26 protein-coding genes are annotated in these 24905 nt (G+C 71.7%); 15 read left to right on the plus strand and 11 right to left on the minus strand.

From position 1 onward, the window contains the following. Positions 1-88: 88 nt before the first annotated feature. The 4 genes from IMZ35_RS10065 to serS all read left to right on the plus strand — a co-directional run bounded on the left by IMZ35_RS10065 (position 89) and on the right by serS (position 3800). Positions 89-730, plus strand: coding sequence for a hypothetical protein (locus IMZ35_RS10065; RefSeq protein WP_229371359.1), 642 nt, complete (start codon positions 89-91; stop codon positions 728-730). Further along, complete coding sequence (locus IMZ35_RS10070) at positions 731-1894, plus strand: glutathionylspermidine synthase family protein (RefSeq protein ID WP_199440706.1); 1164 nt, start codon at positions 731-733, stop codon at positions 1892-1894. An 88-nt stretch (positions 1895-1982) separates the two neighbouring features. Continuing rightward, positions 1983-2438 carry a DUF350 domain-containing protein gene (locus IMZ35_RS10075; RefSeq protein WP_199440707.1) on the plus strand — a complete coding sequence of 152 codons (456 nt, stop codon included), beginning with the start codon at positions 1983-1985 and terminating at the stop codon, positions 2436-2438. A gap of 96 nt (positions 2439-2534) precedes the next feature. Continuing rightward, complete coding sequence (serS, locus tag IMZ35_RS10080; protein WP_199440708.1) at positions 2535-3800, plus strand: serine--tRNA ligase; 1266 nt, start codon at positions 2535-2537, stop codon at positions 3798-3800. 9 nt (positions 3801-3809) lie between these two features. Here serS and lhgD read toward each other — a convergent pair whose 3' ends face one another. Then, positions 3810-4988, minus strand: coding sequence for an L-2-hydroxyglutarate dehydrogenase (gene lhgD, locus IMZ35_RS10085; protein WP_199440709.1), 1179 nt, complete (start codon positions 4986-4988; stop codon positions 3810-3812). Between the two features lie 154 nt (positions 4989-5142). Here lhgD and IMZ35_RS10090 point away from each other — a divergent pair, with 154 nt between their 5' ends. Beyond that, positions 5143-5280: a hypothetical protein gene (locus tag IMZ35_RS10090; protein ID WP_199440710.1), complete on the plus strand. Its 138-nt coding sequence runs from the start codon at positions 5143-5145 to the stop codon at positions 5278-5280. 33 nt (positions 5281-5313) lie between these two features. On the opposite strand, the gene IMZ35_RS10095 is transcribed toward IMZ35_RS10090, so the two are convergent. After that, the gene (locus tag IMZ35_RS10095; RefSeq protein ID WP_199440711.1) at positions 5314-6126 is read right to left on the minus strand and encodes an HAD family hydrolase; all 813 of its coding nucleotides are present in this window, start codon (positions 6124-6126) and stop codon (positions 5314-5316) included. A 57-nt stretch (positions 6127-6183) separates the two neighbouring features. On the opposite strand from IMZ35_RS10095, the gene IMZ35_RS10100 reads away from it, so the two are divergent. From IMZ35_RS10100 to IMZ35_RS10125, 6 genes are all read left to right on the plus strand, one after another. Then, complete coding sequence (locus tag IMZ35_RS10100) at positions 6184-7074, plus strand: LLM class flavin-dependent oxidoreductase (protein ID WP_199440712.1); 891 nt, start codon at positions 6184-6186, stop codon at positions 7072-7074. 217 nt (positions 7075-7291) lie between these two features. Beyond that, a complete protein-coding gene (locus IMZ35_RS10105) occupies positions 7292-8338 on the plus strand; it encodes a glycosyltransferase family 2 protein (protein WP_199440713.1) in 1047 nt (348 codons plus the stop codon). Beyond that, complete coding sequence (locus tag IMZ35_RS10110) at positions 8335-8757, plus strand: GtrA family protein (protein ID WP_199440714.1); 423 nt, start codon at positions 8335-8337, stop codon at positions 8755-8757. Before IMZ35_RS10105 ends, IMZ35_RS10110 begins: the two co-directional genes overlap by 4 nt. Continuing rightward, positions 8754-11024, plus strand: coding sequence for a putative glycosyltransferase family protein (locus IMZ35_RS10115; RefSeq protein WP_199440715.1), 2271 nt, complete (start codon positions 8754-8756; stop codon positions 11022-11024). The genes IMZ35_RS10110 and IMZ35_RS10115 overlap by 4 nt, the downstream gene beginning before the upstream one ends. A gap of 6 nt (positions 11025-11030) precedes the next feature. Continuing rightward, positions 11031-12215, plus strand: a complete 1185-nt coding sequence (gene glf, locus IMZ35_RS10120) for a UDP-galactopyranose mutase (RefSeq protein ID WP_199440716.1) — start codon at positions 11031-11033, stop codon at positions 12213-12215. A gap of 253 nt (positions 12216-12468) precedes the next feature. Next, complete coding sequence (locus IMZ35_RS10125; protein ID WP_307867895.1) at positions 12469-14445, plus strand: glycosyltransferase; 1977 nt, start codon at positions 12469-12471, stop codon at positions 14443-14445. Positions 14446-14583: 138 nt separating this feature from the next. Here the strand turns inward: IMZ35_RS10125 and IMZ35_RS10130 are convergent, their stop codons facing one another. The 5 genes from IMZ35_RS10130 to IMZ35_RS10150 all read right to left on the minus strand — a co-directional run bounded on the left by IMZ35_RS10130 (position 14584) and on the right by IMZ35_RS10150 (position 18262). Beyond that, positions 14584-14841 (minus strand): hypothetical protein, encoded by a 258-nt coding sequence (locus IMZ35_RS10130; RefSeq protein ID WP_199440717.1) that lies wholly within the window; start codon positions 14839-14841, stop codon positions 14584-14586. A 90-nt stretch (positions 14842-14931) separates the two neighbouring features. Beyond that, positions 14932-15831, minus strand: coding sequence for a galactofuranosyltransferase GlfT1 (gene glfT1 / locus IMZ35_RS10135; RefSeq protein ID WP_199441011.1), 900 nt, complete (start codon positions 15829-15831; stop codon positions 14932-14934). Between the two features lie 6 nt (positions 15832-15837). After that, a complete protein-coding gene (wzt, locus tag IMZ35_RS10140; RefSeq protein WP_199440718.1) occupies positions 15838-16659 on the minus strand; it encodes a galactan export ABC transporter ATP-binding subunit Wzt/RfbE in 822 nt (273 codons plus the stop codon). A gap of 18 nt (positions 16660-16677) precedes the next feature. Further along, on the minus strand, positions 16678-17589 hold the full coding sequence (wzm, locus tag IMZ35_RS10145) for a galactan export ABC transporter permease subunit Wzm/RfbD (RefSeq protein ID WP_199440719.1): 912 nt from the start codon (positions 17587-17589) through the stop codon (positions 16678-16680). A 124-nt stretch (positions 17590-17713) separates the two neighbouring features. Further along, positions 17714-18262, minus strand: a complete 549-nt coding sequence (locus IMZ35_RS10150) for a bacterial proteasome activator family protein (protein WP_199440720.1) — start codon at positions 18260-18262, stop codon at positions 17714-17716. A gap of 100 nt (positions 18263-18362) precedes the next feature. Between IMZ35_RS10150 and IMZ35_RS10155 the strand changes: the two genes are divergently transcribed. Both IMZ35_RS10155 and IMZ35_RS10160 read left to right on the plus strand, forming a co-directional pair. Continuing rightward, positions 18363-19562 carry a cysteine desulfurase-like protein gene (locus tag IMZ35_RS10155; RefSeq protein WP_199440721.1) on the plus strand — a complete coding sequence of 400 codons (1200 nt, stop codon included), beginning with the start codon at positions 18363-18365 and terminating at the stop codon, positions 19560-19562. Positions 19563-19570: 8 nt separating this feature from the next. Then, positions 19571-20227 carry a class I SAM-dependent methyltransferase gene (locus IMZ35_RS10160; protein WP_307867896.1) on the plus strand — a complete coding sequence of 219 codons (657 nt, stop codon included), beginning with the start codon at positions 19571-19573 and terminating at the stop codon, positions 20225-20227. Between the two features lie 7 nt (positions 20228-20234). On the opposite strand, the gene IMZ35_RS10165 is transcribed toward IMZ35_RS10160, so the two are convergent. From IMZ35_RS10165 to IMZ35_RS10180, 4 genes are all read right to left on the minus strand, one after another. After that, positions 20235-20696 carry a hypothetical protein gene (locus IMZ35_RS10165; protein ID WP_199440723.1) on the minus strand — a complete coding sequence of 154 codons (462 nt, stop codon included), beginning with the start codon at positions 20694-20696 and terminating at the stop codon, positions 20235-20237. A gap of 1 nt (position 20697) precedes the next feature. Beyond that, entirely contained in the window at positions 20698-21231 is a 534-nt protein-coding gene (locus IMZ35_RS31695) for a SigE family RNA polymerase sigma factor (RefSeq protein WP_199440724.1), read from the minus strand. Positions 21232-21301: 70 nt separating this feature from the next. Next, entirely contained in the window at positions 21302-21676 is a 375-nt protein-coding gene (locus IMZ35_RS31700; RefSeq protein WP_199440725.1) for a hypothetical protein, read from the minus strand. 117 nt (positions 21677-21793) lie between these two features. Beyond that, positions 21794-22786: an NAD(P)H-quinone oxidoreductase gene (locus IMZ35_RS10180; RefSeq protein ID WP_199440726.1), complete on the minus strand. Its 993-nt coding sequence runs from the start codon at positions 22784-22786 to the stop codon at positions 21794-21796. 238 nt (positions 22787-23024) lie between these two features. Between IMZ35_RS10180 and IMZ35_RS10185 the strand changes: the two genes are divergently transcribed. Further along, positions 23025-24548 (plus strand): M28 family metallopeptidase, encoded by a 1524-nt coding sequence (locus IMZ35_RS10185; RefSeq protein ID WP_199440727.1) that lies wholly within the window; start codon positions 23025-23027, stop codon positions 24546-24548. A gap of 76 nt (positions 24549-24624) precedes the next feature. Next, on the plus strand, positions 24625-24849 hold the full coding sequence (locus IMZ35_RS10190; protein WP_199440728.1) for a hypothetical protein: 225 nt from the start codon (positions 24625-24627) through the stop codon (positions 24847-24849). Positions 24850-24905 lie beyond the last annotated feature (56 nt).

Consider the following 24905-nt stretch of genomic DNA (forward strand, 5'->3'; position numbering starts at 1 on the left):
GACCAGGTGGGGGTTGCAGTGTTGCTTTTGGGCAACTCGTCACCCGTTCGGCCGTCTATCTCTGTACCGTCCCCGGCGGGAGTGGCTGATGACTGAGAATGACAGGTCCGGGACCCCTGGTACGCCCGGGACCGGACGCAACGACGACAACACGACGACTCCGCCGCCGTACGTCCCGGCGGGTCAGGAGCAGCCGACGCAGGCGCCGGGCGCTCGTGGTTCCATCCGGAACCAGGAGGCCGGCGTCACGAGGGCGCGACCGGAGTCCCTCGCGGACAAGCGGGCGCGTCAGCAGGCCGAGGCGGCCGAGCTGGTCCGCCGGCAGGAGGCCGACGCGGAGTTCGAGCGCAAGGCGAAGCTGCGCAAGCGCTTGCTCGTCGGCAGCGGTGTCACCGTGGGCGTCGTGGCACTGGTCGCGGTCTGGTACGCGGTGGCGAGTCCCCGCGAGGTGACCGCGCAGTGCACCGACTCCAGCGACGTGATCGTCGACGACGACTACTGCGATCAGACCTACTACAGCAGTCACGGCGGCTACAGCAGCGGTGGCTTCATCTACATCGGCGGGAACTCCTACCGCTACAACTACGGCGGTGCGGGGACGGTCGGGCAGAAGGTCAGCGGCGGCAGCTACACCGCGCCGAAGGGCGCGAACGTCTCGACCAAGTCCGGCACGACGATCCAGCGCGGTGGCTTCGGCGTCTCCGGCGGCAGCAAGAGCGGGGGCAGCTGAGTGCGTCGCGAGTCCTCCCAGCCGAGGCAGAACTGGCAGCGCACCGTCTCCGACCAGGGACTCGTGTTCGGCGCCCCCGCCGCGGGGGTCAACGGCCAGCCGCGTCCCTACTGGGACGAGTCGGCCCACTACGTGTTCGAGATGAGCGAGGTCCTCTCGCTGGAGGCGGACGTCGAGCTGCTGCACAACATGTGCCTGGAGGCCGTGGACAACGTGGTGCTCACCGAGCGCTACCGCGACTTCGGCATCCAGGAGTGGCTGTGGCCGGCCATCGCGGAGTCGTGGAAGCGTCGTGATCCGCACGTCTACGGGCGGTTCGACCTGCGCTACGACGGGTCGGGTCCGGCGAAGATGCTGGAGTACAACGCGGACACGCCCACGTCGCTGCTGGAGGCGGCGGTGGTCCAGTGGAACTGGAAGACCGACGTGTTCCCCGACGACGACCAGTGGAACTCGGTGCACGAGCGGCTGGTCGAGCGGTGGGCGGAGATCAGTGCGAAGCTGCCGTCCGGTGAGCTGCACTTCACCTGGTCCACGGCCGATCCGTCGGGGGAGGACCACGTGACCGTGGCCTACCTGCAGGAGACGGCGGCCGAGGCGGGGCTGAACACGGTGGGACTGGCGATCGAGGAGATCGGCTGGGACTCGCTGCTGCGCAGGTTCGTCGACCTCGAAGAGGCGCCGATGCGCACGGTGGTGAAGCTCTACCCGTGGGAGTGGGTGGTCGACGAGCAGTTCGGCCGCTTCGCCGTGGAGACCCTGCCGGGCACGCTGTGGGTCGAGCCGCTGTGGAAGATGCTGCTGTCGAACAAGGCGCTGCTCGCGGTGCTGTGGGAGATGTACCCCGGCCACCCGAACCTGCTGCCGGCCTACCTCGACGACCCCGGTCTGCTCACGGAGTACGTGCGCAAGCCGCGGCTGGGACGCGAGGGCGCCAACATCCAGATCGTCGCGCCGGGCTACGAGACGCAGACCACCGGGGTGTACGGCAAGGAGGGCTTCGTGTACCAGCTCTTCGACCCGCTGCCCGAGTTCGACGGCTACCGCCCGGCGCTGGGCGCGTGGGTCGTCGGCGACACCGCGGCCGGGCTCGGCATCCGCGAGACGGTCGGCCTGGTGACCGACGACGGTGCCGCGTTCGTGCCGCACCGCATCGTCGGATGACCGACGCCCGGCGTTCCGGCCGGTCCCGTCCCCCGCACCCGTTGTCAGGCAAGATCCTCACGGCTCTGATCCCCCTTGGAGGGCACTGGTGAACATCACCACCATCGCACTGGAACCCGGCTTCGGGGCCGCGATCGGCAGGGGCGTCGGTGCGATCGCGCTGTACGCCGTCGTGGGGCTCCTGCTCATGGTCGTCGGTTTCTACGCCATCGACTGGACGACGCCGGGCAAGCTGTCCGTGCTCGTCCGCACGGGTGCGCCGAACGCCGTCATCGTGACCGCGGCCGGTCTGTTCAGCATGGCGCTGATCGTGGTCGTGGCGATCTACAGCTCGGCCGGCCGGCTGGACGAGGGCCTGCTCAGCGCGCTGATCTTCGGGTTCGTCGGGATCGTGGTGCAGGTGCTGGCGGTGCGGCTGCTGGAGTGGGTGACGCGGCTGGACATCGGTCCGCTGATCGAGTCGGAGAAGTTCGCTCCGGCCAGCGTCGTCGTGGCCGCCGCGCACATCGCCCTGGGTCTCGTGGTGGCCGTCGCCATCAGCTAGACCGGGTCACCCCGCTCGTGGAGGGGCCGTCGCCGTTCGCGGTGGCGGCCCCTCCGGCGTGCCGGTCCCGGAGCGGGTGGCCTACCCTGATCAGTCGTGATCGACCTCAAGGCAGTGCGCGAGAACCCGGAAGCCGTCCGTGCGTCGCAGAGGGCGCGGGGCGAGGACTCCTCCGTGGTCGACGCCCTGCTCGCCGCGGACGAGCGCCGCCGTTCCGCCGTCTCCCGCGCCGACACCCTGCGCGGTGAGCAGAAGGCGTTCGGCAAGCAGGTCGGCCGGGCGCGCGGCGAGGAGCGCGAGGCGCTGCTCGTCCGGGGCAAGGAGCTGGCCGCCGAGGTCAAGGCCGCGGAGGCGGAGCAGCACGCCGCCGACGCCGAGCTGACCGAGCTGCACCGGGCCGTGCCGAACGTGGTGCACCCGGACGCGCCAGCCGGTGGCGAGGACGACTACGTCGTCGTCAAGCACGTCGGGACGCCGCGCGAGTTCGACTTCGAGCCGCTGGACCACCTCGACCTGGGCACGCGGCTGGGCGCGATCGACGTGGAGCGCGGCGCGAAGGTCGGCGGGTCGCGCTTCTACTTCCTCACCGGTGTGGGGGCGCAGCTGGAGCTGGCGCTGCTGAACATGGCCGCCGCGCAGGCGACCGCGGCCGGGTTCACCCTGATGATCACGCCGACGCTGGTGCGTCCGGAGATCATGGCGGGCACGGGCTTCCTGGGCGCGCACGCCGACGAGATCTACCGGCTGCGCGACGACGACCTGTACCTGGTGGGCACGTCGGAGGTGCCGCTGGCCGGGTACCACGCCGACGAGATCGTGGACCTGGGCGCGGAGCACGCGCGCCGCTACGCGGGCTGGTCGTCCTGCTACCGCCGCGAGGCCGGGTCGTACGGCAGGGACACCCGCGGCATCATCCGCGTGCACCAGTTCAACAAGGTCGAGATGTTCTCCTACGTCCGCCCGGAGGACGCGGAGGCCGAGCACCTGCGCCTCCTCGCCTGGGAGGAGGAGATGCTCGCCAAGATCGAGGTGCCCTACCGGGTGATCGACACGGCGGCGGGCGACCTCGGGACGTCCGCGGCGCGCAAGTTCGACTGCGAGGCGTGGGTGCCCACGCAAGCGGCGTACCGGGAGCTGACCTCGACGTCGAACTGCACGACGTTCCAGGCGCGGCGGCTGAACATCCGCTACCGCGACGAGAACGGCAAGCCGCAGATCGCCGCGACCCTGAACGGCACCCTGGCCACGACGCGGTGGATCGTCGCGATCCTGGAGAACCACCAGCAGGCCGACGGCTCGGTGCGCGTGCCGGAGGCGCTCGTCCCGTTCGTGGGGACCGAGGTGTTCGTCCCGCGTTCCTGAGGGGACGGGTCAGACCAGCGACACCACGTGGCGGGCGATCTCCAGCGCGCTCGTCGCGGCCGGTGACGGCGCGTTCAGCACGTGCACCTGGTTCTCGGCGGACTGGATCAGGAAGTCGTCGACGAGGCTGCCGTCGCGCAGCATCGCCTGCGCGCGGACCCCGGAGTCGGCGCGCACCAGGTCCTCCTCGCGCACGGCGGGCACGAGCCGGGCGAGGCCGGCGGCGAAGCGCTTGCGGGAGAACGAGCGCAGCACCTCCTCCGCGCCGGTGCGGGCGAAGCGGCGGGCCAGCCGCCACGAGCCGGGGAAGCGCGCCACCTCGGCCAGGTCGCGGGCGGACACGTCGCGCCAGCGGTAGCCCTCGCGGCGCAGCGCGAGCACGGCGTTCGGCCCGGCGTGGACGCTGCCGTCGAGCATCCGGGTCAGGTGCACGCCGAGGAACGGCAGCGCCGGGTCGGGCACGGGGTAGATCAGGCCCCGGACGAGGTGGCGCCGGTCGGGGCGCAGTTCGAAGTACTCGCCGCGGAACGGCACGATCGTCGCGGCCGGGACGAGTCCGGCCAGTCGCGCCACGCGGTCGCTGTGCAGACCGGCGCAGTTGATCAGCGCGTCCGCCCGGACGACGCCCCGCGGTGTGGCGACCTCGATGCCGGTGCCGGCCGGTGACCGGCGGATCGCGAGGGCGGGGCTGTCCAGCCGCAGGTCGGCTCCGTGCTCGCCGAGCAGGCGGATCAGCGCGGCGCACACCGCGCGGTAGTCGACGACCGCGGTGCTGCGCACGTGCAGCGCGCCGACGGCCGCGACCTCGGGTTCGTGCTCGCGCGCCTGCTCGGCCGAGATCCGCTCGGCCGGGACGCCGTTGGCCTCCGCGCGCCGCGCGAGCGCGTCCAGCCGGGGCAGTTCGCCCGCGGAGGTGGCCACGACGAGCTTGCCGCACACGTCGACGGGCACGCCGTGCTCGCGGGCGAACGCGACCATCGAGGCGTTGCCCGCGATGGACATGCGGGCCTTCAGCGAGCCGGGCGCGTAGTAGAGCCCCGCGTGCACGACGTTGCTGTTGCGGCCGGTCTGGTGGGCGGCCCAGCGCGACTCCTTCTCCAGCACCGTGACCGCGTCGCCGCGCCGCGCCACCTCGCGGGCCACCGCCAGACCCACGATCCCGCCACCGATCACCACGACGTGCCGCACGCGCCACCCCCGCACCCAGGTCCGGTCTCGCAGCGTACGACCTGAAGCGGCGTCCACTCACCGTTGGTGAGTCGTGTCCGATCCGTCACCCTGATGGCCGAAGCGGGGCGGCATACTGGTCGGACCAACCTCGCAGGGTGACAGGAGCAGGTAGATGAGTTTCGCGAGCATCGTCCGTTTCACGGTGGCCACCGCTGCCGCGTCCACCCTCGCGATCCTGGCTGTGGCCCCTGTCGCCTCCGCCGGTGTCGTCAGCACCGACTCGGTGCGCATCACCAGCACCACGAACTGAACACTCGTTCGGGTTAACCCGAACGAGTGAAGGTTAGAACCAGCGCTCCAGCACGAGGGCCACGCCGTCCTCCGTGCTGGGCGCGGTGACCTCGTCGGCTGCGGCCAGCGCCTCCGGGTGACCGCCGGACATGGCCACGCCGTGTCCGGCCCAGCGCAGCATCGGCACGTCGTTGGGCATGTCGCCGAACGCCACCACGTCGTCCGCCCGCACGCCGTACCGCTGCGCCACGTCCGCCAGTCCGGTCGCCTTGGTGACGCCGGCCGCGGAGATCTCCACCATCCCCGAGTCGGTGGAGAACGTCACCGCGAACGCGTCCCCCAGCACCGCCTCCAGCGCCTCGGCCATCTGCCCGCTGGTCATCTCGCCGTGCTCGACCAGCAGCTTCACCGCCGGGTGGCCCAGCACCTCGGCGCGCGAGACGTCCACCTGGTCGCTGCCGGCCCACGGGTGCTGGTAGCTGTTCTCGGCGACGAACTGGCGCACGTCGTCGTCGAACGCCGTCGCGCCCACCCGCTCGGCGGCCAGCGCCGAGCCGGGCAGGGCCGAGTCCGCCGCGTCGGCGAGGTCCGACAGCTGCACCGGCTCCAGGCAGCGCTGCCACAGCACCCGGTCCGCGCCCACGTCGTAGAGCACGGCGCCGTTCGCGCACACCGCCAGCCCGTCGTGCCCCGCGCTGCGGGCCACGTCCGGCACCCAGCGCGGTGGCCGCCCGGTCACGAGCACGAACGGGGTGCCCGACTCCCGCACCCGCGCCACGGCCGCGGCCGTGCGCTCGCTCACCAGAGGGCCGAGGCCGAGCAGGGTTCCGTCAACGTCAGAGGCTACGAGCCGAGGTGCTTCCACCCCTCCATCTTGCCTGGCGGGGGTGAACACCGGGGGCGCGCTCGTTACTGTGCGGAAGTGCGCATCGGGATCACCATTCTGCCGGAGGACCGCTGGTGGGCGGCCGAACCCAAGTGGCGAGCGGCGGAGGAGTTCGGCTTCGACCACGCCTGGACCTACGACCACCTCGGCTGGCGCACGCTGGTCGACGGCCCGTGGTTCGGCGCCGTGCCGACGCTGACGGCCGCCGCGACGGTCACCACGCGCATCCGCCTCGGCACGTTCGTGGCCTCGCCCAACTTCCGCCACCCCGTGCCCTTCGCGCGTGAGCTGATGACACTGGACGACATCTCCGACGGGCGGCTGACCCTCGGCGTGGGAGCCGGTGGCGCCGGGTACGACACCCTCGTGCTGGGCGGGCAGCCGCCGGCGCCGAAGGACCGCACGGCGCGGTTCGGCGAGTTCGTCGAGCTGCTGGACCTGCTGCTCACCCGCGAGCGCACCACGTGGCGCGGGGAGCACTTCGCCGCCGTGGACGCCCGCAGCGCGCCCGGCTGCGTGCAGCGCCCCCGCATCCCGTTCGTCGTCGCCGCGAACGGCCCGAAGGCGATGGACGTCGCCGCGCGCTACGGCACCGGATGGGTGACCACCGGCGTGGAGACCGAGGACCACGAGGAGTGGTGGCGCGGTGTCGCGCGGCTCGCCGGGCGCTTCGACGAGACGCTGGCGTCGATCGAGCGCGAGCGCTCGACGGTCGACCGCTACCTGATGCTGGACTCCGCCCCGGTCTTCTCCCTGTCCAGCGCAGAGGCGTTCCGCGACGCCGTGAGCCGCTCCCGCGAACTCGGCTTCACCGACGTCGTCACGCACTGGCCGCGCGCCGACGGCGTGTACGCGGGGCGCGAGTCGGTGCTGGAACAGGTCGCCGCCGAGGTGCTGCCGGAGTTCTCCCTCACGGCTCGCGGCTGACCGGCTCGGTGAAACAGCCGCCTCGCCTGGGAGTATCTTCGGATCACGGCGACGGTGTGCGCACCTGCGGTCCGAGGCGCGGTGATTGTACGGGGGGTGACCTCCCGCCGCAGCTCAGACGGCCGGAGGTGCGTGCTAGCGTGCCACGTCCGAGAGTCTGCATCTGCATCTCGGCGTCCTTCGCGACGCTGCACAGGTGCACAACACAGGAGGCTTCATGCTTTCCGTGGTGATCCCCTGCTTCAACGAGGAGCAGGGGCTGGACCGCCTGAAGGAAGCCCTGGTCAAAGAGCTGAGCGAGATCACTCCTCAGTTCGAGGTGCTCCTCGTCGACGACGGCAGCAAGGACCGCACCCTGGAGGTGATGCGCCGCATCTCCTCCGAGGACCCGCGCTTCCGCTACCTCGCGCTGAGCCGGAACTTCGGCAAGGAGTCGGCCATGCTGGCCGGCCTGAGCCAGGCCGAGGGCGACGCCGTGGCGATCCTCGACGCAGACCTCCAGCACCCGCCGGAGCTGCTCGCCAAGATGCTCCCGATGCTCGACCAGGGCTACGACCAGGTGGTCGCCCGCCGCACCCGCAAGGGTGACAGCGGTGTCCGGTCGTTCATCTCGAAGTCGTACTACAAGATCATCAACCGGCTCGTCGACGTGCAGCTGGAGGACGGTGTCGGCGACTTCCGCGTGCTGAGCCGCCGCGCCGTGCGCGCGCTGCTGTCGCTCGGAGAGTACAACCGCTTCTCCAAGGGCCTGTTCTCCTGGATCGGCTTCGACACCGCCGTCATCGACTACGAGAACGTGACGCGGCAGGAGGGCGCCAGCAAGTGGTCCTTCCGCAGCCTCCTGAACTACGGCATCGACGGCGTCATCTCGTTCAACAGCCAGCCGCTGCGCATCGCCATCTACCTCGGCGGCTTCGTGACGTTCTTCGCGTTCGCCTACACGATCTTCGTCCTGGTGGACGCGATCGTGCGCGGCAACGGCGTGCCCGGCTACGTGACCCTCGTGTCGAGCATCCTCGGCATCGGCGGGCTCCAGCTGCTGTTCCTCGGCGTGCTCGGCGAGTACCTCGGCCGCATCTACTACGAGACCAAGCGCCGGCCGCACTTCCTGCTCAAGGAGGCCAGCGTCGCCGAGACCCCGGTCACCGTGGCCCTCGGTCCCGACCTGGAGAACGAGCTGCGCGTGCGGGACGCGGTCGTCGCCCGCAACGGGCACGACGGCCAGCCCGCGTCCGCCGCCGACGACGACCGGGCCCGGTTGTGAACTTCGGTCGCATCGTCCGCTTCGCCCTGGTCGGCGTCGTCAACACGCTGACGTACTACGGGTTCTACCTCCTGCTCGGCCGGGTCCTGCCCTACTTCGCCGCGCACGTGCTGGCCTTCGTGCTCAGCATGATCGGCTCGTACTTCCTGAGCTGCTACTTCACGTTCCGCGTGAAGCCCAGCTGGAAGACGTTCTTCCTCTTCCCGCTGTCCGCCGCGTCGAACTTCGTCATCACGTCGGTCGGCCTGTGGCTGCTGGTCGAACTGCTGCACATGAACGAGACCGTCGCGCCGCTGGTCGCCGCGGCCGTCGCCGTGCCGATCACGTTCGTCGTCGCCCAGTTCATCTTCCACGGCAGGGGCGGCTTCTCGCCCGTCCCCGCCGAGGAGCCCGCCGAGCCGCAGGAGACCGTCCGGTGAGCGTCGTCCGCGATCGAGCCGCGACCCCGGAGCCGCACGTCGGCGACGACGAGGCCGCCCGGACGCCGCGGGGCGGCCGCGCCCGCTGGGGCTGGCCGCTGCTGACCACGGGACTCGTCGTCGTCCTGGCGCTGATCCCGCTGGTCAACAACCGCATCTTCTACTACTGGGACGACAGCGCGGCCCAGTTCATGCCGACCTGGTACCACCTCGGTGAGCTGATCAGGTCCGGCGAGTGGCCGCCGTACCTCGACGTGGACGCCTGGATGGGCGGCAACTACGCCGCCGAGGCCCTCTTCGGCCTCTACAACCCGCTCTACGTGGCGAACTACGTGCTGGTGTCCGTGCTGCCGGACCTGGCCGTCGCCGCCACCCTCGTCAAGATCGAGTTCCTGGTCGTCCTGGCGCTCGGCGTGTACCTGACGTGCCGCGAGCACGGCGCCGCCCGCTGGGCCTCGTCGGTGTTCGCGGTGGCGCTGCCGTTCAGCGGCTTCACCCTCTACTTCGACACCAGCGTGTGGGCCGCCGGACTGATGTCGTTCGCGCTCGTGCCGCACGTGTGGTGGTCGGCCCGCAAGATGGCCCGCGGCCGGCTCAACCCGATCTGGGTCTTCCTGATCGGCGCGCTCACCATCACCACCGGCAACCCCTACGGCACCCTCGGCGTCTGCATCGTGCTGTTCGCGCTGCTGGTCGAGGTCGGCCTGCGCCGGGAGTGGCCCGCGCTGCGGCAGCTCGTCCTCGTGGGCCTGTGCATCGGCGCCACCGTGCCGCTGGTGTACCTGGCGCTGCTCGGCAGCTCCTCGGTCACCTGGCGCACCGGACAGGGCATCTGGAACGACGGGATGCTCGTCCCCGGGGTGGGCGACCTGCTCAACCTGAGCTCTCCCACGTACCTGCCCCAGGTGCTCAACTGGAGCGCCCGCAGCGGCCTGACCGTCCCCGCGACCTACTTCGCGTGGTTCGTGCTGCCGCTGGTGCCGTTCCTGCGCTGGCAGGTCCTGCGCGAGCGCTGGCGCGAGCTGACCGGCGTCGGCGTCGTGATCGTCGCGTACTTCCTGCTCACGGTCAGTCCGTCGCAGCTGTGGATGTTCCGCTGGCCGCTGCGGCTCGTGGAGGCGTTCTACCTCGGGGTCGCGATCCTGCTCGCCGTCGTGCTCTCGGCGGGCCTCCACCGCGACCGGCTGCGGCAGCGGGCGGCGGTCAGCGGCGTCCTGCTGGTGCTCGGCGCCTACCTCTCGTGGTCCGCGGCGCCGCAGTTCGGCAAGTGGCACGCGCTGGCCCTGCTGGTGACCGCCGCGCTGACCGCGCTGGTCGTGCGGGCGGTGCGGCACGGCCACACGCGGGCGGCGCTGGGCCTGCACCTCGGCACGGCGCTCGTCCTGCTGCTCCAGACCTCGGTCTTCAGCGGCAACTTCAACGTCAACCCGTACTACTTCCCGCACTCCGTGCAGGAGCTGCGGGCCAACGTCGACGAGCGCTACCGGGGCACGACGATGCAGTTCGCGTCGCTCCCCCTGGCCGCGGCGCACCAGGGCGGCCTGAGCCCGGACGGCGCGTGGCGCGACGTGCTGTTCGGCAGCGCCTACCGCCCGGCGGGCGTCAACTCCGTGCAGGCCTACACCGGCATGGGCTTCCGGGACTTCTCCGAGACGTTCTGCATGACGTTCATCGGCGAGTCCTGCCCCGCCGGCTACCGCAACCTGTGGTCCCCCCGCGACGCGGCCGGCACCACGCTGGCCGACATGATGCGGCTGGACACGGTGGTCGTGCAGCGCGGCATGGTCGACGACCCGCAGCCGGAGCCCGGCTGGGCCGTGCGGGAGCGCGACGACGACGTCACGGTCCTCACCAGGACCGAGCCCCGGCAGTGGCCCGACGGCCGCCTGGGGGCCGTGTCCGGGGGCGTCGAGGTCGTCTCGGACGTCTCCGACGGCGACACCTCGGAGACGGTGCGCTTCACGTCGTCCGGCGGGGGCGCGGCGACGTTCACCTTCGCCCGGCTCAACTGGCCCGGCTACACCGCGCACGTCGGCGGGCGCGAGCTCCCGATCAGCACGGGGCCGGCCGGTCTGCTGGTCGTGGAGGTCCCGGAGGACGTCACCAGCGGCGACATCACCCTGGAGTGGACCCCGCCGGGGTTCCTGCCGGGCATCGTCGCCGCCCTGGTCGGTCTGGTCGGCGCCGTCGCCCTCGGAGCGCTGGCGTGGTGGCGAAATCGACGGTCGGGGCAGTTCCGATCGGTGTCCCCCGGCCGGGTAGCGTGAGCCGCCGTGAACTTCGCTGACTATGACCTGATCGTCGTCGGATCCGGATTCTTCGGTCTGACCGTCGCCGAGCGCACAGCTACCCAGCTCGACAAGCGGGTCCTGGTGCTGGAGCGGCGCGAGCACATCGGCGGCAACGCCTACTCGGAGGCCGAGCCGGAGACCGGCATCGAGGTGCACCGCTACGGCGCGCACCTGTTCCACACCTCGAACAAGCGGGTGTGGGACTACGTGAACCAGTTCACCGAGTTCACCGGCTACCAGCACCGCGTGTTCGCGATGCACGACGGCCAGGCCTACCAGTTCCCGATGGGCCTGGGCCTGATCTCCCAGTTCGTCGGCCGCTACCTCTCCCCGGACGAGGCGCGGGCGTGGGTCGCCGAGCAGGCCGCCGAGTTCGACTCCAAGGACGCGCGGAACCTGGAGGAGAAGGCGATCTCGCTGATCGGCCGTCCCCTCTACGAGGCGTTCGTGAAGGACTACACGGCGAAGCAGTGGCAGACCGACCCGAAGGAGCTGCCGGCCGCGGTCATCAGCCGCCTCCCGGTCCGCTACAACTTCGACAACCGGTACTTCAACGACACCTACGAGGGCCTGCCGGTCGACGGCTACACCGCGTGGCTGGAGAAGATGGCCGACCACCCGAACGTCGACGTCCGGCTCAACACGGACTTCTTCGACGTGAAGGACGAGATCCCGGCGGGCACGCCGATCGTCTACACGGGCCCGGTCGACCGCTACTTCGACTACTCCGAGGGCTGGCTCGGCTGGCGCACGCTCGACTTCGAGCAGGAGGTCCTCCCCACGGGCGACTTCCAGGGCACGCCGGTCATGAACTACAACGACGCGGACGTCCCCTACACCCGCATCCACGAGTTCCGGCACTTCCACCCCGAGCGCGAGTACCCCGCGGACAAGACGGTCGTCGTCCGCGAGTTCTCCAGGTCCGCGGAGAAGGACGACGAGCCGTACTACCCGATCAACACGGCCGAGGACCGCGCCAAGCTGGAGCGGTACCGCGAGCTGGCCAAGACGGAGGCCGCCGAGCGCAACGTGCTCTTCGGCGGACGCCTCGGCACCTACAAGTACCTCGACATGCACATGGCCATCGGTTCGGCACTGAGCGTGTTCGACAACAAGATCGCTCCTCACCTGACCGAGGGCAAGGCCCTCGACGGCAGCATCGACTGAGGTCAGACCGCTCCACCACCGCCCGGCCGGACGCACTGCTCCGGCCGGGCGGTCGCGTTCTGCTACGAATCGTCCACTCCGAGCACCCGAGCAGAGCGCCGCCCGATCGTGGGTACTATGGTCGCTTGGCGCCGCCATCCCGGTTCTACGCACACCGGGGCGTTCGCCGGCGGCTCCAGCAGTGGACGCCGCGACCCCACGAACGTTGACATCTGACCCGAGCCGCAGACCAGCGGTTCGCCGGAGGAAGCACGTGACCGAGCAGGCCAAGCCCGCCAGCGCCGCAGCCCCCAAGACCGAGACCGCCGCGGACAGCAAGGTCACCGACGTGACCTCCGTCCGCGTGGCCGGTCGGGCAGCGGGGATCAACCCCGACCAGGTCCTGCAGCGGGTCATCCTGCCCAGGGACGAGGACCCGCTCGACGTTCGCCCGCTCTACCTGGACGAGCCGGACGGCGTGCACAGCCACGTCGCCGGTCGCCGCTCCGTGACCGTGCCGCACTCGGCGCGGGTGTCCTTCGCCTCCTACTTCAACGCCTTCCCGGCGAGCTACTGGAAGCGCTGGACGACCGTCGACGAGGTCGTGCTGCGCCTGACCGTCCGCGGCGCCGGGCGCATCGACGTGTACCGCTCGAAGCCCAGCGGCGACACGGTGCACCTGGAGGGCCACCCGGTCCGCAGCCCGAAGACGTGGACCAACCTGGAGCTGCGCGTCAGCCTCGCGCCGTTCGAGGACGGCGGCTGGATCTGGTTCGACGTCTTCACCGACGACTCCACGTTCGAGATCAAGGAAGCGGCCTGGACGACCGACACGCCCCTGCCGGAGCAGAAGGTCGCCATCGCCATGACGACCATGCGCCCGGTGGACGCGGTCATCGCGCTGCGCGCGCTCGGTGAGGACCCGCAGGTCCTGGCCGTCGTGCAGAAGGTCTTCGTGGCCGACCAGGGCAGCCAGAAGGTGCGCGACACCGAGGGCTACGCCGAGGCCGTGAAGCTCCTCGGCGACAAGCTGGAGGTCATCGAGCAGGAGAACCTCGGCGGCTCCGGCGGCTTCACCCGCGGTCTGTACGAGGCGATCGAGCACACCGACGTCGCCCAGATCATGCTCATGGACGACGACATCCGGCTGGAGCCGGACGCCGTCCTGCGCTCCAACGCGTTCGCCCGCGCCGCCGCGCAGCCGGTCATCGTCGGCAGCCACATGCTGAACCTCCAGGCCCGCGCCCGCCTGCACAGCATGGGCGAGGTCGTCGACCTCGGCACGTGCTTCTGGCGTGCCGCGCCCGGTGCGGTCACCGACCACGACTTCGGCGAGGAGTCGCTGAGGGACACCGAGAAGCTGCACAAGCGCATCGACGCCACCTACAACGGCTGGTGGATGTGCCTGTTCCCGCGCGAGATCGTGCAGCGCACCGGCTACCCGCTGCCGCTGTTCATCAAGTGGGACGACGCGGAGTACTCGCTGCGCGCCCTGGAGCTGGGCTACCCGACGGTGTCGCTGCCCGGCTCGGCCGTGTGGCACATGCCGTGGACCGACAAGAACGACGCGACGGACTGGCAGGCGTACTTCCACACCCGCAACCGCCTGGTGATGGCCGCCCTGCACAGCCCGTACGACGTGCGCTCCACGCTGGTGAAGCAGGGCCTGAAGCTGTCGCTGCGGCACCTGCTGTCCATGGAGTACTCGACGGTCGTGCTCCAGCAGAAGGCCATCGAGGACTTCCTGGCCGGCCCGTCGAAGCTGTTCGGCTCGCTGCGCACGGCGCTGCCGGAGATCCGGGAGCTGCGCAAGGCGTACAGCGACGCGCAGGTCCTGCCGTCGGCGCGGGAGTTCCCGCCGCCCACGTTCGACATGGTGCGCGCCGAGCAGATGCTGAAGCCGCCGGTGAACCCCGCCGTGATCGCGGCCAAGGCGTCTAAGGCCCTGCTGCACAACCTGCGCGCGCCGCTGGACGCGACGACCCGTCGTCCGCAGATCAACGTGCCCGCGACCAACGCGCGCTGGTTCCTGCTCGGCAACCTGGACAGCGCCACCGTGTCCAACGCCGACGGCAGCGGCGTCGCGTTCCGCAAGCGCGACCCGCAGGAGTTCCGCCAGCTCATGGCGCGCGTGCTGCGCAACTACCGCCGCCTGGGCCAGGAGTGGCCGCGGATGAAGCGCGTGTACCGCGACGCCATGCCGGAGCTGACGAGCGTGGAGTCCTGGCGCAAGGTCTTCGAGAACAGCTGACCGTTCTCCCCGGCCCCGAGGCCGCCCCCGCCACCAGGCGGGGGCGGCCTCGCCCGTTTCCGGACGCTCCACCCGCGAGTTGAGCGTTCGGGCACCACGAGTGGAGCGTTCGGGCACGGTGAGTGGAGCGTTCGTGACTCAGGCGCGGTCCTTCACGACCGTGCCGTGGTGGCGCGCGTTCTGGGGGATCGACTCCACGTGGGCTGCCACGACGTGGAGGAAGTTCACGGCGAACTCGTCGCCGTTGGCGCCGACGACGCTCTGGGTGTGGCCGTTGCGGACGATCTGGACCAGCCGGGGACCCAGTTCGTCGGCCGTCTCCGGCGTGATCTCGATCGTGAACGGGGCCGGGTTGGCGGTGAGGTGGAGCACGAGGGCTCTGCGCGCTGGAGTCATGTCCCCAGCGCACCAGCCGCCACCCGGCCCGGCAAGGCGGGTTCGCGGTCAGCGATTCCGCGTCGAGCGCAACGCGGAGCCGCCGACCGTTCAGCGCTTGCGGAAGAACTTCTCCGCGCGGCCCTGGAGCACGAGCTTGAACCACTCGGCGAACGCCTTCGGGTCCTTGCGCACGCCGAGGAAGTACAGGCCGAACCGGAAGACCTCCAGCAGCCCCAGCTTGCGCATTCCGGGCTGCGACAGCAGGTAACCGCGGTTGCGGTAGGTGTAGTACCGCTTGACCTGGTTCTCCGGGTCCTGCGCGTGGAAGCGCCCGCCGAGCATCGGCTTGAACTCGTCGGAGCCGTCCGGGTGCAGGTAGGTGGCCTTGAGCGACGTGCCGAACGGCACGCCCGTGCGGACCAGCCTGCGGTGGATCTCCACCTCGTCGCCGCGGAAGAACAACCGGTAGTCCGGCACGCCGATGACGTCGACCGTGGACGCGCGGAACAGGGCGCCGTTGAACAGCGACGCGATGCCGGGCAGGAAGTCCTGACCGAGCTCGTCGGTCCCCCGCTTCCACGTCAGGCCGCGGCGCAGCGGGAACGCGAGCTTGTCCGGGTGGTCGATGTTCGCGACCACCGGGGACACCGCGGCGAGGTTGCGCTGCTCCGCGGTGTCCAGCAGGGTCCGCAGCACGTGCTCGTCCGCGGGACGGCCGTCGTCGTCGGCCAGCCACAGCCACTCGGCGCCCAGCGTCAGGGCGTGCAGCATCCCCAGGGCGAAGCCGCCCGCGCCGCCCAGGTTGCGGTGCGACGCCAGGTAGGTGGACGGGATCGGGCACTGCTCGACGAGGTCCCCGACGGGCTGATCGGGACCGTTGTCGACCACCACGAGGTGGTCCGGGACGCGCGTCTGCGACGCCAGCACCTTGAGTGACTGGGCGAGCAGCTCGCGCCGGTGCCGGGTCACGACGACGGCGACCACGGAGCCCTTGGGCAGTGCGTCGATCACGTTCTACTCGCCGCCGTTCGCGCTCAGGATGGGTTCGTTGTCGAGTCCGAGCCGTTGCCGCGTCTCCGGGCTGAGGTACTCGAACGGGTCGTGCCCCTTGTACGCGGACAGCACCTCGCGCAGCGGGCCCTGCTGCTTGACGTGACCCTCGTCCATCCAGATCGCCGAGTCGCAGAACTCGATCAGCGTCTCGTCGGAGTGGTTGGCGAAGACCAGCAGGCCGGAGCGCCTGACCAGGTCCTTGAGCCGGTCCCGCGCCTTGGCCATGAACGCCGCGTCGACGGCGCCGATGCCCTCGTCGAGCAGCAGGATCTCCGGGTCGATGGACGTCACGACGCCCAGCGCGAGCCGCACCCGCATGCCGGTGGAGTAGGTGCGCAGCGGCATCGACAGGTAGTCGCCGAGTTCGGTGAACTCCGCGATGTCGTCGACCCGCTTCTCCATCTGCTTGCGGGTCATGCCGAGGAACAGGCCCCGGATCATGATGTTCTCGTAGCCCGAGATCTCCGGGTCCATGCCGACGCCGAGGTCGAAGACCGGCGCGACCTTGCCCTGGATGCGCTGGCTGCCGCGCGTGGGTTCGTAGATGCCGGCGAGCAGGCGCAGCAGCGTGGACTTGCCCGCGCCGTTGTGCCCCACGAGACCGACCCGGTCGCCCTCCTTGAGGGAGATGTTGATGTCGTGCAGGGCCTCGATGATCGGCACCCTGCCCTCGGAGCCGATCTTGCCGCCGACCTTGCCGAGGGCGAGCTTCTTCAGCGACCTCGACTTGGCGTCGAAGATCGGGAAGTCGACCGAGGCGTTCCAGACGTCGATGCTGACCATAGTTTGTCGCGGCCTCACTCAGACCCAGTAGGAAATGCGTGCACGGTAGTTGCGCAGGACCACGAGTGCCAGTGTCCACCCCACGACGGTGAACCCGGCGACGACGACCCAGTGGTGCCACTGCTGCTGGTGGCCCAGCAGCGGCGCGCGCACGATCTCGAGGAAGTGGAACAGCGGGTTGAACTCGGCGATGTAGGACCGCCACCCGCCGCTGCCGCCGGACACCGAGTTCAGCACGCCCACGTGCCACACGATCGGCGTCATGAAGAAGATCAGGTTGATGAAGCTGTGGATGACCGGGGGGATGTCCCGGAACCGGCTGCTGATGATGCCGAACAGCAGGGCGACCCACACGGCGTTGAACGCGACCAGGGCGAACGCCGGGATCGCCAGCAGGATCATCCAGTTCACGCCCGGCTGCACGACGTTCTCGCCCGCCATCTGGTAGGGCTCGGTCAGCGACGGGAAGAAGATCGCCAGCACGATGAGGTAGACGACGAGGTTGTGCGCGAAGAACAGCACCTGCCGCCACACCAGGCGCAGCACGTGCACCGTCAGCGGCGCCGGGAGGTGCTTGATGAGCCCCTCGTTGGCGATGAAGACGTCGGTGCCCTCGGTGATGCACCCGAGGATGAAGTTCCAGATCACGAACCCGGCCGTCACGTACGGCAGGAACGTGGCGATCTCCTGGTTGAACAGCTGCGAGTACAGCAGTCCGAGGGCGAGCGCCGTGGTGCCCATGGAGATGGTGATCCACAGCGGTCCGATGACCGAACGGCGGTAGCGCTGCTTGATGTCCTGCCAGCCCAGGTGACCCCAGAGCTCGCGATGACGCCACGCGTCGCGGACGTCTCCGACCGCGCGTCCGAAGGTGCGCGAGTCTGGCGCAGGGGGTGCCTCGGGTCCGTCGACCGTACTCGTGGGTTGCACGAGAAATGAGAGTACCGGCGGCACTCCCCTCCACTCCCCGCCGGGCGGTCACGGTGCGGTCACCGCAGGTCGCCGGAACCCGCGAACGCCGGGGGACGGCCAGCGCCGCCGCCCCGGCCGGGGCCTACAGGTACTGGCCCGTTCCCGTTCCGCGCAGGTGAGGACCGGCGTCGTGGGCCTCCGCCGCGCCGGAACCGGCGGGCAGCGCGCGGCCGCGCATCTGCTCCAGCTGGGCCCGCGCCGCCATCTGCTGCGCGAACAGCGCGGTCTGGATGCCGTGGAACAGGCCCTCCAGCCAGCCGACGAGCTGGGCCTGCGCGATGCGCAGCTCCGCGTCCGACGGGGTGTCACCCGCCGTGAACGGCAGCGACAGTCGCTCCAGCTCCTCGCGCAGCTCCGGCGCGAGCCCGTCCTCCAGCTCCTCGATCGAGCGCTGGTGGATCTCCTTGAGCCTGTTGCGGCTCGCCTCGTCCAGAGGAGCCGCTCGCACCTCCTCCAGGAGTTGCTTGATCATCGTGCCGATCCGCATCACCTTCGCGGGCTGTTCCACGAGGTCGGTGACGTCCTGGCCGCCCTGGGCCCCGTCGGCGGCGGGGATGCGGGCGGCGCCGACCGGCGTGCCGTCCGGACCGACCACCACGACGTGCCGCTCCTGCTCTCCTGCGTCGCTCATGCCTCCATCCTGACGCGATCCGGCGGCGGACGCCGCACCGGGTCGAAAGACAGCCCTCCCCTGCTTTCACCCGACCCGGGGTCCTCCGTACGGTGTGCCCATGGCGTTCGACGTCGCACGGGTGAGAGGGCTCTTCCCGGCGCTCGGAGACGGCTGGGTGCACCTGGACGCTCCCGCCGGGATGCAGGTCCCCGAGCAGGTGGCCACCGCCGTCTCCACCGCGCTGAGAGCTCCCGTGTCGGGTCCCGGCGGGATCTTCCCGGCCTCGCAGCGGGCAGAGGCCATCGTCGACGCTGCCCGCAGAGCCGTCGCCGACCTGGTCGGCGCCGATCCGGCCGGTGTCGTGCTGGGCCCGAGCGCCGCCGTGCTCCTGCAACGCCTCGCCGACGCGTTCTCCGACGGCTGGTTCCTCGGGGACGAGGTCGTCGTGTCCCGGCTCGACCACCCGGCCAACATCGCCCCCTGGCAGCGCGCCGCCCAGCGGACCGGCAGCGTCGTGCGCTGGGCCGAGGTCGACATCGAGACGTGCGAGCTGCCCAGCTGGCAGTACGACGAGCTGGTGACCGATCGCTGCGAGCTCGTCGCCGTCACCGCCGCGTCCGGCACCGTGGGCACCCGCCCGGACCTGCGCAAGATCGCCGAGACGGCCAGGGCGCACGGGGCGACGATCGTGGTCGACGCCTCCTCCGCCGCGCCGTTCGTGCCGCTGGACATCACCTCGATGGACGCCGACGTCGTCGCCGTGTCCGCGAACGCCTGGGGCGGTCCGCCGGTCGGCGCCCTGGTCTTCCGCGACCCGGCGATGCTGGAGCTGCTGCCCTCGTTCGCGGTGGAGCCCGGCGCCCGCGGGCCGGAGCGCCTCGAACTCGGCCCGCACGCCTACCCGCTGCTCGCCGGGCTCGTCGCGTCCGTGGACTACCTCGCCGGGCTGGACGACGCCGCCCTCGGCCCGCGCCGCGAGCGGGTGCTCAGGTCGCTCGGCTCGGTGAAGGCGTACCAGGCGGGCCTGCTGGCCAACCTCATCAACGAGCTGCGCTCGCTGCGGCACGTCATGGTGATCGGCGACGCCATGCGCCGGGTGCCGGCCCTGGCGTTCACGATCGCGGGGGTGAAGGCGGTCGAGGCGGTCGAGCACCTGTCCGACCGAGGGGTCTGCGCCTTCGCCGATCCCGGTCAGCACGGCGTGTTCTCCGCGCTCGGAGTGGGCGAGGTCGGCGGCGCGGTCCGGGTGGGACTCGCGCACTACACGAACGCCGCGGAGGCCGACCAGCTCGTGCGGGCGGTCGCCGAACTCGGATGAGCCGCGGCGTGGACGACGCGCTGGCCCGCGACCTGGCCGACCTCGCCGCGCTGGTGCGCCTCGCCCCGCTCACGACGGACTACCTGCCGAACACCGCGCACGAGCTGCGTCCCGCCGCGCTCGCGGCCGTGGTCGACGAGATCGTGGTGGGGTCGCGCACGGTGCTGGTGGAGTGCGGCTGCGGCTCGTCCTCGGTGATCATCGCCAGGCTGCTGGCCCGCCGGGGCTTCGGCCACCTGCTGTCGATCGAGCACGACGAGCGCACGGCCGCGTACGTGGCGAGCCAGTTGCGCCGCGAGAGCCTGGGCCACGTCGCCCGCGTCGTGTTCGCGCCCCTGGAGAAGCACCCGGCCGCGCTGGGCGCTCTGCGCTGGTACGCGCCCCGGCTGGTGCACGACGAGGTGGCCGCGCACGTGGAGCGCTTCGGCCTGGTGGACCTGCTGCTGGTGGACGGCCCGGTCTCGCGCGACGCGGGCGGTGAGCTGGTGCGCTACCCGGCGCTGCCGGTGCTGCGCGGCGTCCTGGCGCCCGGCGCGGCCGTGCTGGCCGACGACGCCGGGCGGCCGGGCGAGCGGGCCGTCCTGGCGCGGTGGTCCGAGGAGTTCGGCCTGAGGTTCCGGCTGGCCGACCGGACCCTCCTGGCGGTCGCGAGCGCCCTGGCCTGAGCGCCGGTCAGCCGGGCCGCGCCTCGGCGGACGGCTCCTCCGGCCGCACCGACGAACCGGACGCGCCGGCGCCCGGCGCGACGGCGCTGCTGCTGACCGGCGTGCTGCTGACCGGCGTGCTGCTGACCGGCGCGCTGCTGACCGGTGTGCTGCTGACCGGCGTGCTGCTGGGCGGCTGGCTCGCGGGGGCGCTCGGCACGGGGGAGGGTGCCGGCGTCGTGGACGACGTCGGCACGACGGGGAAGTCGGCGGGACCGACCGGCTCCTGACCGGCTCCGGCACCGCCCACCAGCACGGCGAGCACCACGGCCAGCGCGCTCGCGCCCCCGCTGGCCGCCACGGCCGCGTGCCTGCGCCGGCGGCGGACCCGCTCCCCGGCCCGGACGACCGCGTCGGCGGTCAGCCACCCCGGTGGCGCGGGACGGTCGCCGACGTCCCCGAGCACGGATCGCAGTTCTGCCGGGTCCACGTCACACCACCTCCTGGTTCCTGCTCGGCGCGGCACGCTCCGAGAACTGCCCGTTCAGCCGCCGCTTCAACGTCGCCAGCCCCTTGGACGTCTGGCTCTTGACGGTGCCCGGCGAGCAGCCCAGCACCTCGGCCGTCTCCTGCACGCCCAGGTCCGTCCAGTACCGCAGCACGAGCACCGCGCGCTGCCGCGGCGGCAGCGCGCCCAGCGCGTCCCAGACGACGATCCGGTCCTCGCCGCCCGGCCCCTCCGAGGGCACCTCGGCGTCGGTGCCGGTGCTCTGCTCCCTGCGCCACCACAGCCTGCGCCGCTCGGCGAGGTAGGCGCGCGTCACGATCCGGCGGAGGTACCGGGTGAGCTGCTCCCGCTCGTCCAGGTCGTTCCACCGCAGGTAGAGCTTGAGGAAGGCCGACTGCGTCAGGTCCTCGGCCCGGTGCCGGTCGCCGCACAGCAGGTACGCCGTCCTGCGGACCGCGTCCACGTGCTGCTCGAAGCAGAGGCGGAACTCCTCCTCCGGGACGGTGTGCGTCCTCACCGCGCGTCCTCCGCGACAGCGCGGAGCGCCGGTGCGCGCCCGCGCACCGGCACCCCGTCGTGGTGGGTGGTCAGTTCTGCGCCTCGGCGACGGACGGCACGGGCGCGGCGGCGGGGTGCGACTGCTCGGGCGCGGTAGGGGGGTGCGACTGCGCTGGTTCGGCCACCGGGGACGACGGCGCTGGCACGGCCTCCGGGGGCGTGGAGGCGGGCGCGGCGGTGGGGTGCGACTGCTCGGGTGCGGTCGGGGGGTGCGACTGCGCGGGCTCGGCCACGGGGGACGAGGACGCGGGCTCGGCCACCGGGGACGAGGACGCGGGCGTGGCGGCCGGGGACTGCACGGGCCGCGGCGCGTCCCCGCCTCCGGCGAACGCGATGGCGGGGACGGCGACGGCGATACCGCCGAGCGCGACGGCGACCGCCGCGAACGTGAGTCGAGTGCGCACGAGAACTCCACGGGTGACTTCCGGACGCCGCGTGGTTCGCGGCGATCTCGGTGATCCCCCAGGGGGGCGGGGGCGGCACCCGGTTGCCCACCCGTGGAGTGACTCGGGTCACCCCGCTCAGCGCACCCGCAGCACGACCTTGCCGAACACGTCCCCGCCCTCCTCCAGGAGCCGGTGCGCCCGCGCCGCCTCCCGCACCGGCACGACCTCGTGTACGACCGGCTTCACCAGGCCGCGCTCGACCAGTGGCCACAGCCGCTCGCGCACCGACCGCACGATCTCCGCCTTGCCGCCCCTGCCGTCGACCGGGCGGGCGCGCAGGCCGGTGCCCGAGACCGAACCGCGCTTCGCGAGCAGCCTGCCGATGTCCAGCTCGGCCTTGCGCCCGCCCTGCATCCCGATCACGGCGAGGTGCCCGTCCGCCGCCAGCACGTCGACGTTGCGCGCCAGGTAGGAGGCGCCCATGTTGTCGAGCACGACGTCGGCGCCGTGGCCGTCGGTCGCTGCGCGCACCTTCTCGACGAAGTCCTCGTCCCGGTGGTTCACCAGGATCTCCGCGCCCAGCTCGGCGCACCGCGCGAGCCGGTCGGCCGAACCGGCCGTCGTCGCGACCCGCGCGCCCAGCGCCACGCCGACCTGGACGGCGTGGGTGCCGATGCCGCCCGCGCCGCCGTGCACGAGGAGGACGTCGCCCCGCTCCAGCCCGGCGAGCATCACCACGTTCGACCACACCGTGCACGCGACCTCCGGCAGCGACGCGGCCGTCACGAGGTCGACGCCCTCCGGCACCGGCAGGAGCTGCCCGGCGGGCACCACGACGCGCTCCGCGTAACCGCCGCCGGCGAGCAGCGCGCACACCTCGTCGCCGACGCTCCAGTCGCGCACCCCCTCGCCGAGCGCGGCGATCGTGCCGGAGCACTCCAGGCCCGGCACGTCCGACGCGCCCTTCGGCGGCGGGTAGAGGCCCTGCCGCTGCAACAGGTCCGCGCGGTTGACGGCGCTCGCCGCGACGTCCAGCAGCACCTCGCCCGGTCCCGGCTCCGGATCGGGCGCCTCCGTCCACTCCAGCACGTCGGGGCCGCCGGGTTCGCGAATCGTGATCGCACGCATGTCTGCGACCGTAAACCGCTCGCGGAGGCGGTGCCGCGCGGGCACCACCGCCCGGTGGACCACCCGTGGCCGTTCGCGAACCTCGTCCCGCGCGCACCGCGGCCGGACGGGACGCCGCACGTCACCGGGGTCACGGAGCGTCTCCACCTGCTCACGGGGCGACAACCATCCGGGTGAGGGCTTGTGCGAGCCCGCTCGGCTGGCGAGAGTCGGCGCACCCGACGAAGGGGGCGTGCACATGCCCGCCAGATCATCAGTGGGACGCGGCGCCGCCGCCGCGTTCGCAGCCTGTGTCACCGTCGCGCTGGTCACCGGACCGGCAGCAGTGGCGGGACCGGCGGCGAAGACCGGTCCCGCTCTCGCGGAGAAGCTCGCGAAGAGCGTGACGCCGACCGGCGTGAACCGCCATCTCATCGCCCTCCAGCGGATCTCCGACCGCACCGGGGGAACCCGCGCGGTCGGCACACCGGGGTTCGACGCCAGCGTCGACCACGTCGCGGGCACGCTCCGCGGCGCCGGTTTCGAGGTGACGACGCCCGAGTTCACCTATCCCGTGCAGGTCACCGACGCCGCTCTCGCCGCGGTCGGCGGCGTCACCGTGGAGAACATCCCGCTGGAGTTCTCCCCGCAGACCCCGGTCGGCGGGGTGACCGGCCCGCTGCGCGTGGTGCCGGAGGACGCCACGCCGGGCTGCGAGGCGTCGGACTTCACCGGGCAGGACTTCACCGGTTCGATCGCGCTGATCCGGCGCGGCGCCTGCACGTTCGACGTCAAGCACCGCAACGCCGCCGCGGCCGGGGCCGTCGCAGTGATCGTGGCGAACAACGCCGACGGCCCGCTGTCCGGCGTGACGCTGGGAGAGCCCGGCGTCGTGCCCACGGGCGGGGTGAGCCGCGCGGACGGCACCGCGCTGGCCGCGTTCGCCGGGCAGGCCACGACGGTCGACCTGCGCTTCCACGTCGACGAGCGGGTGGCGCGCAACGTCCTGGCGCAGACGCGGACCGGCCGCGGAGACAACGTGGTGATGGCCGGTGCGCACCTCGACAGCGTCGAGGCCGGGGCGGGCATCAACGACAACGGCTCCGGCTCGGCCGCGCTGCTGGAGACCGCTCTCCAGCTCGGCAGCCGCCCGAAGGTCGACAACGCCGTGCGCTTCGCGTGGTGGGGCGCGGAGGAGCTGGGCCTGATCGGCTCCACGGAGTACGTGCGGGCGCTGTCGTTCGAGCAGCAGCTCGACATCGCGCTGTACCTCAACTTCGACATGGTGGCCTCGCCGAACGCGGCCTACTTCGTCTACGACGGCGACGACTCGGACGGCGTCGGCGCGGGCGCTGGCCCGTACGGCTCGGCCCAGATCGAGAAGGCGTTCGTCGACTACCTGGCCTCCACGGGCGTGCAGACCGAGGGCTCGGACTTCACCGGCCGCTCCGACTACGGCGAGTTCATCGCCAACGGCATCCCCGCGGGTGGCCTGTTCACCGGGGCCGAGGAGATCAAGACCGAGGCGCAGGCCGCCAAGTGGGGCGGGACGGCGGGCGTCGCCTACGACCCGTGCTACCACCAGGCGTGCGACGACCTGGGCAACCTGGACCGCACGGCGCTGGACCGCAACGCCGACGCCATCGCCTTCGTGACGGCGTCCTACGCGGTGAGCACCGAGGACGTCAACGGCGTCCCGCCGCGCGCGGAGCGTGCCGAGGTCCGCGCGTCGACGGCGCGCGGTCTGCACGTCGAGCACCACTCGCACGCGGCCACGTCCTGATCGCCGGCGCGGGTCCGTCCACCCGGACGGGCCCGCGCCGTTCCTCGCACCCGGCGATGCGCGCCAGCACCTCCGGGTGTCCGTCGTGGACGGTGACGGGGACGGTGTCGTCAGCGCGCCGGGTTCGTCGACGACCAGCGCCGACCCGGCCCTCCCGCACCACTCGGTCCTCCAACCGGTCTGCGTCGCGTCGGAGTCGGTCGAGGACGCCGCCCGCGAGGTGGTGCGCGTCGCCCGTCTCGGACCGGACGGCCCGACCGGCACCTTCACCTCGTGGGATGGCGTGAACGTCCCGTGGTGACCACCCGCTCCGCCGCGGCCCGGTCGCCCGCCCCTCGTCGGAGGACGGCTCCGGTC

The sequence above is a fragment of the Umezawaea beigongshangensis genome, assembly GCF_016464305.1.
GTDB classification, from domain to species: domain Bacteria; phylum Actinomycetota; class Actinomycetes; order Mycobacteriales; family Pseudonocardiaceae; genus Umezawaea_A; species Umezawaea_A beigongshangensis.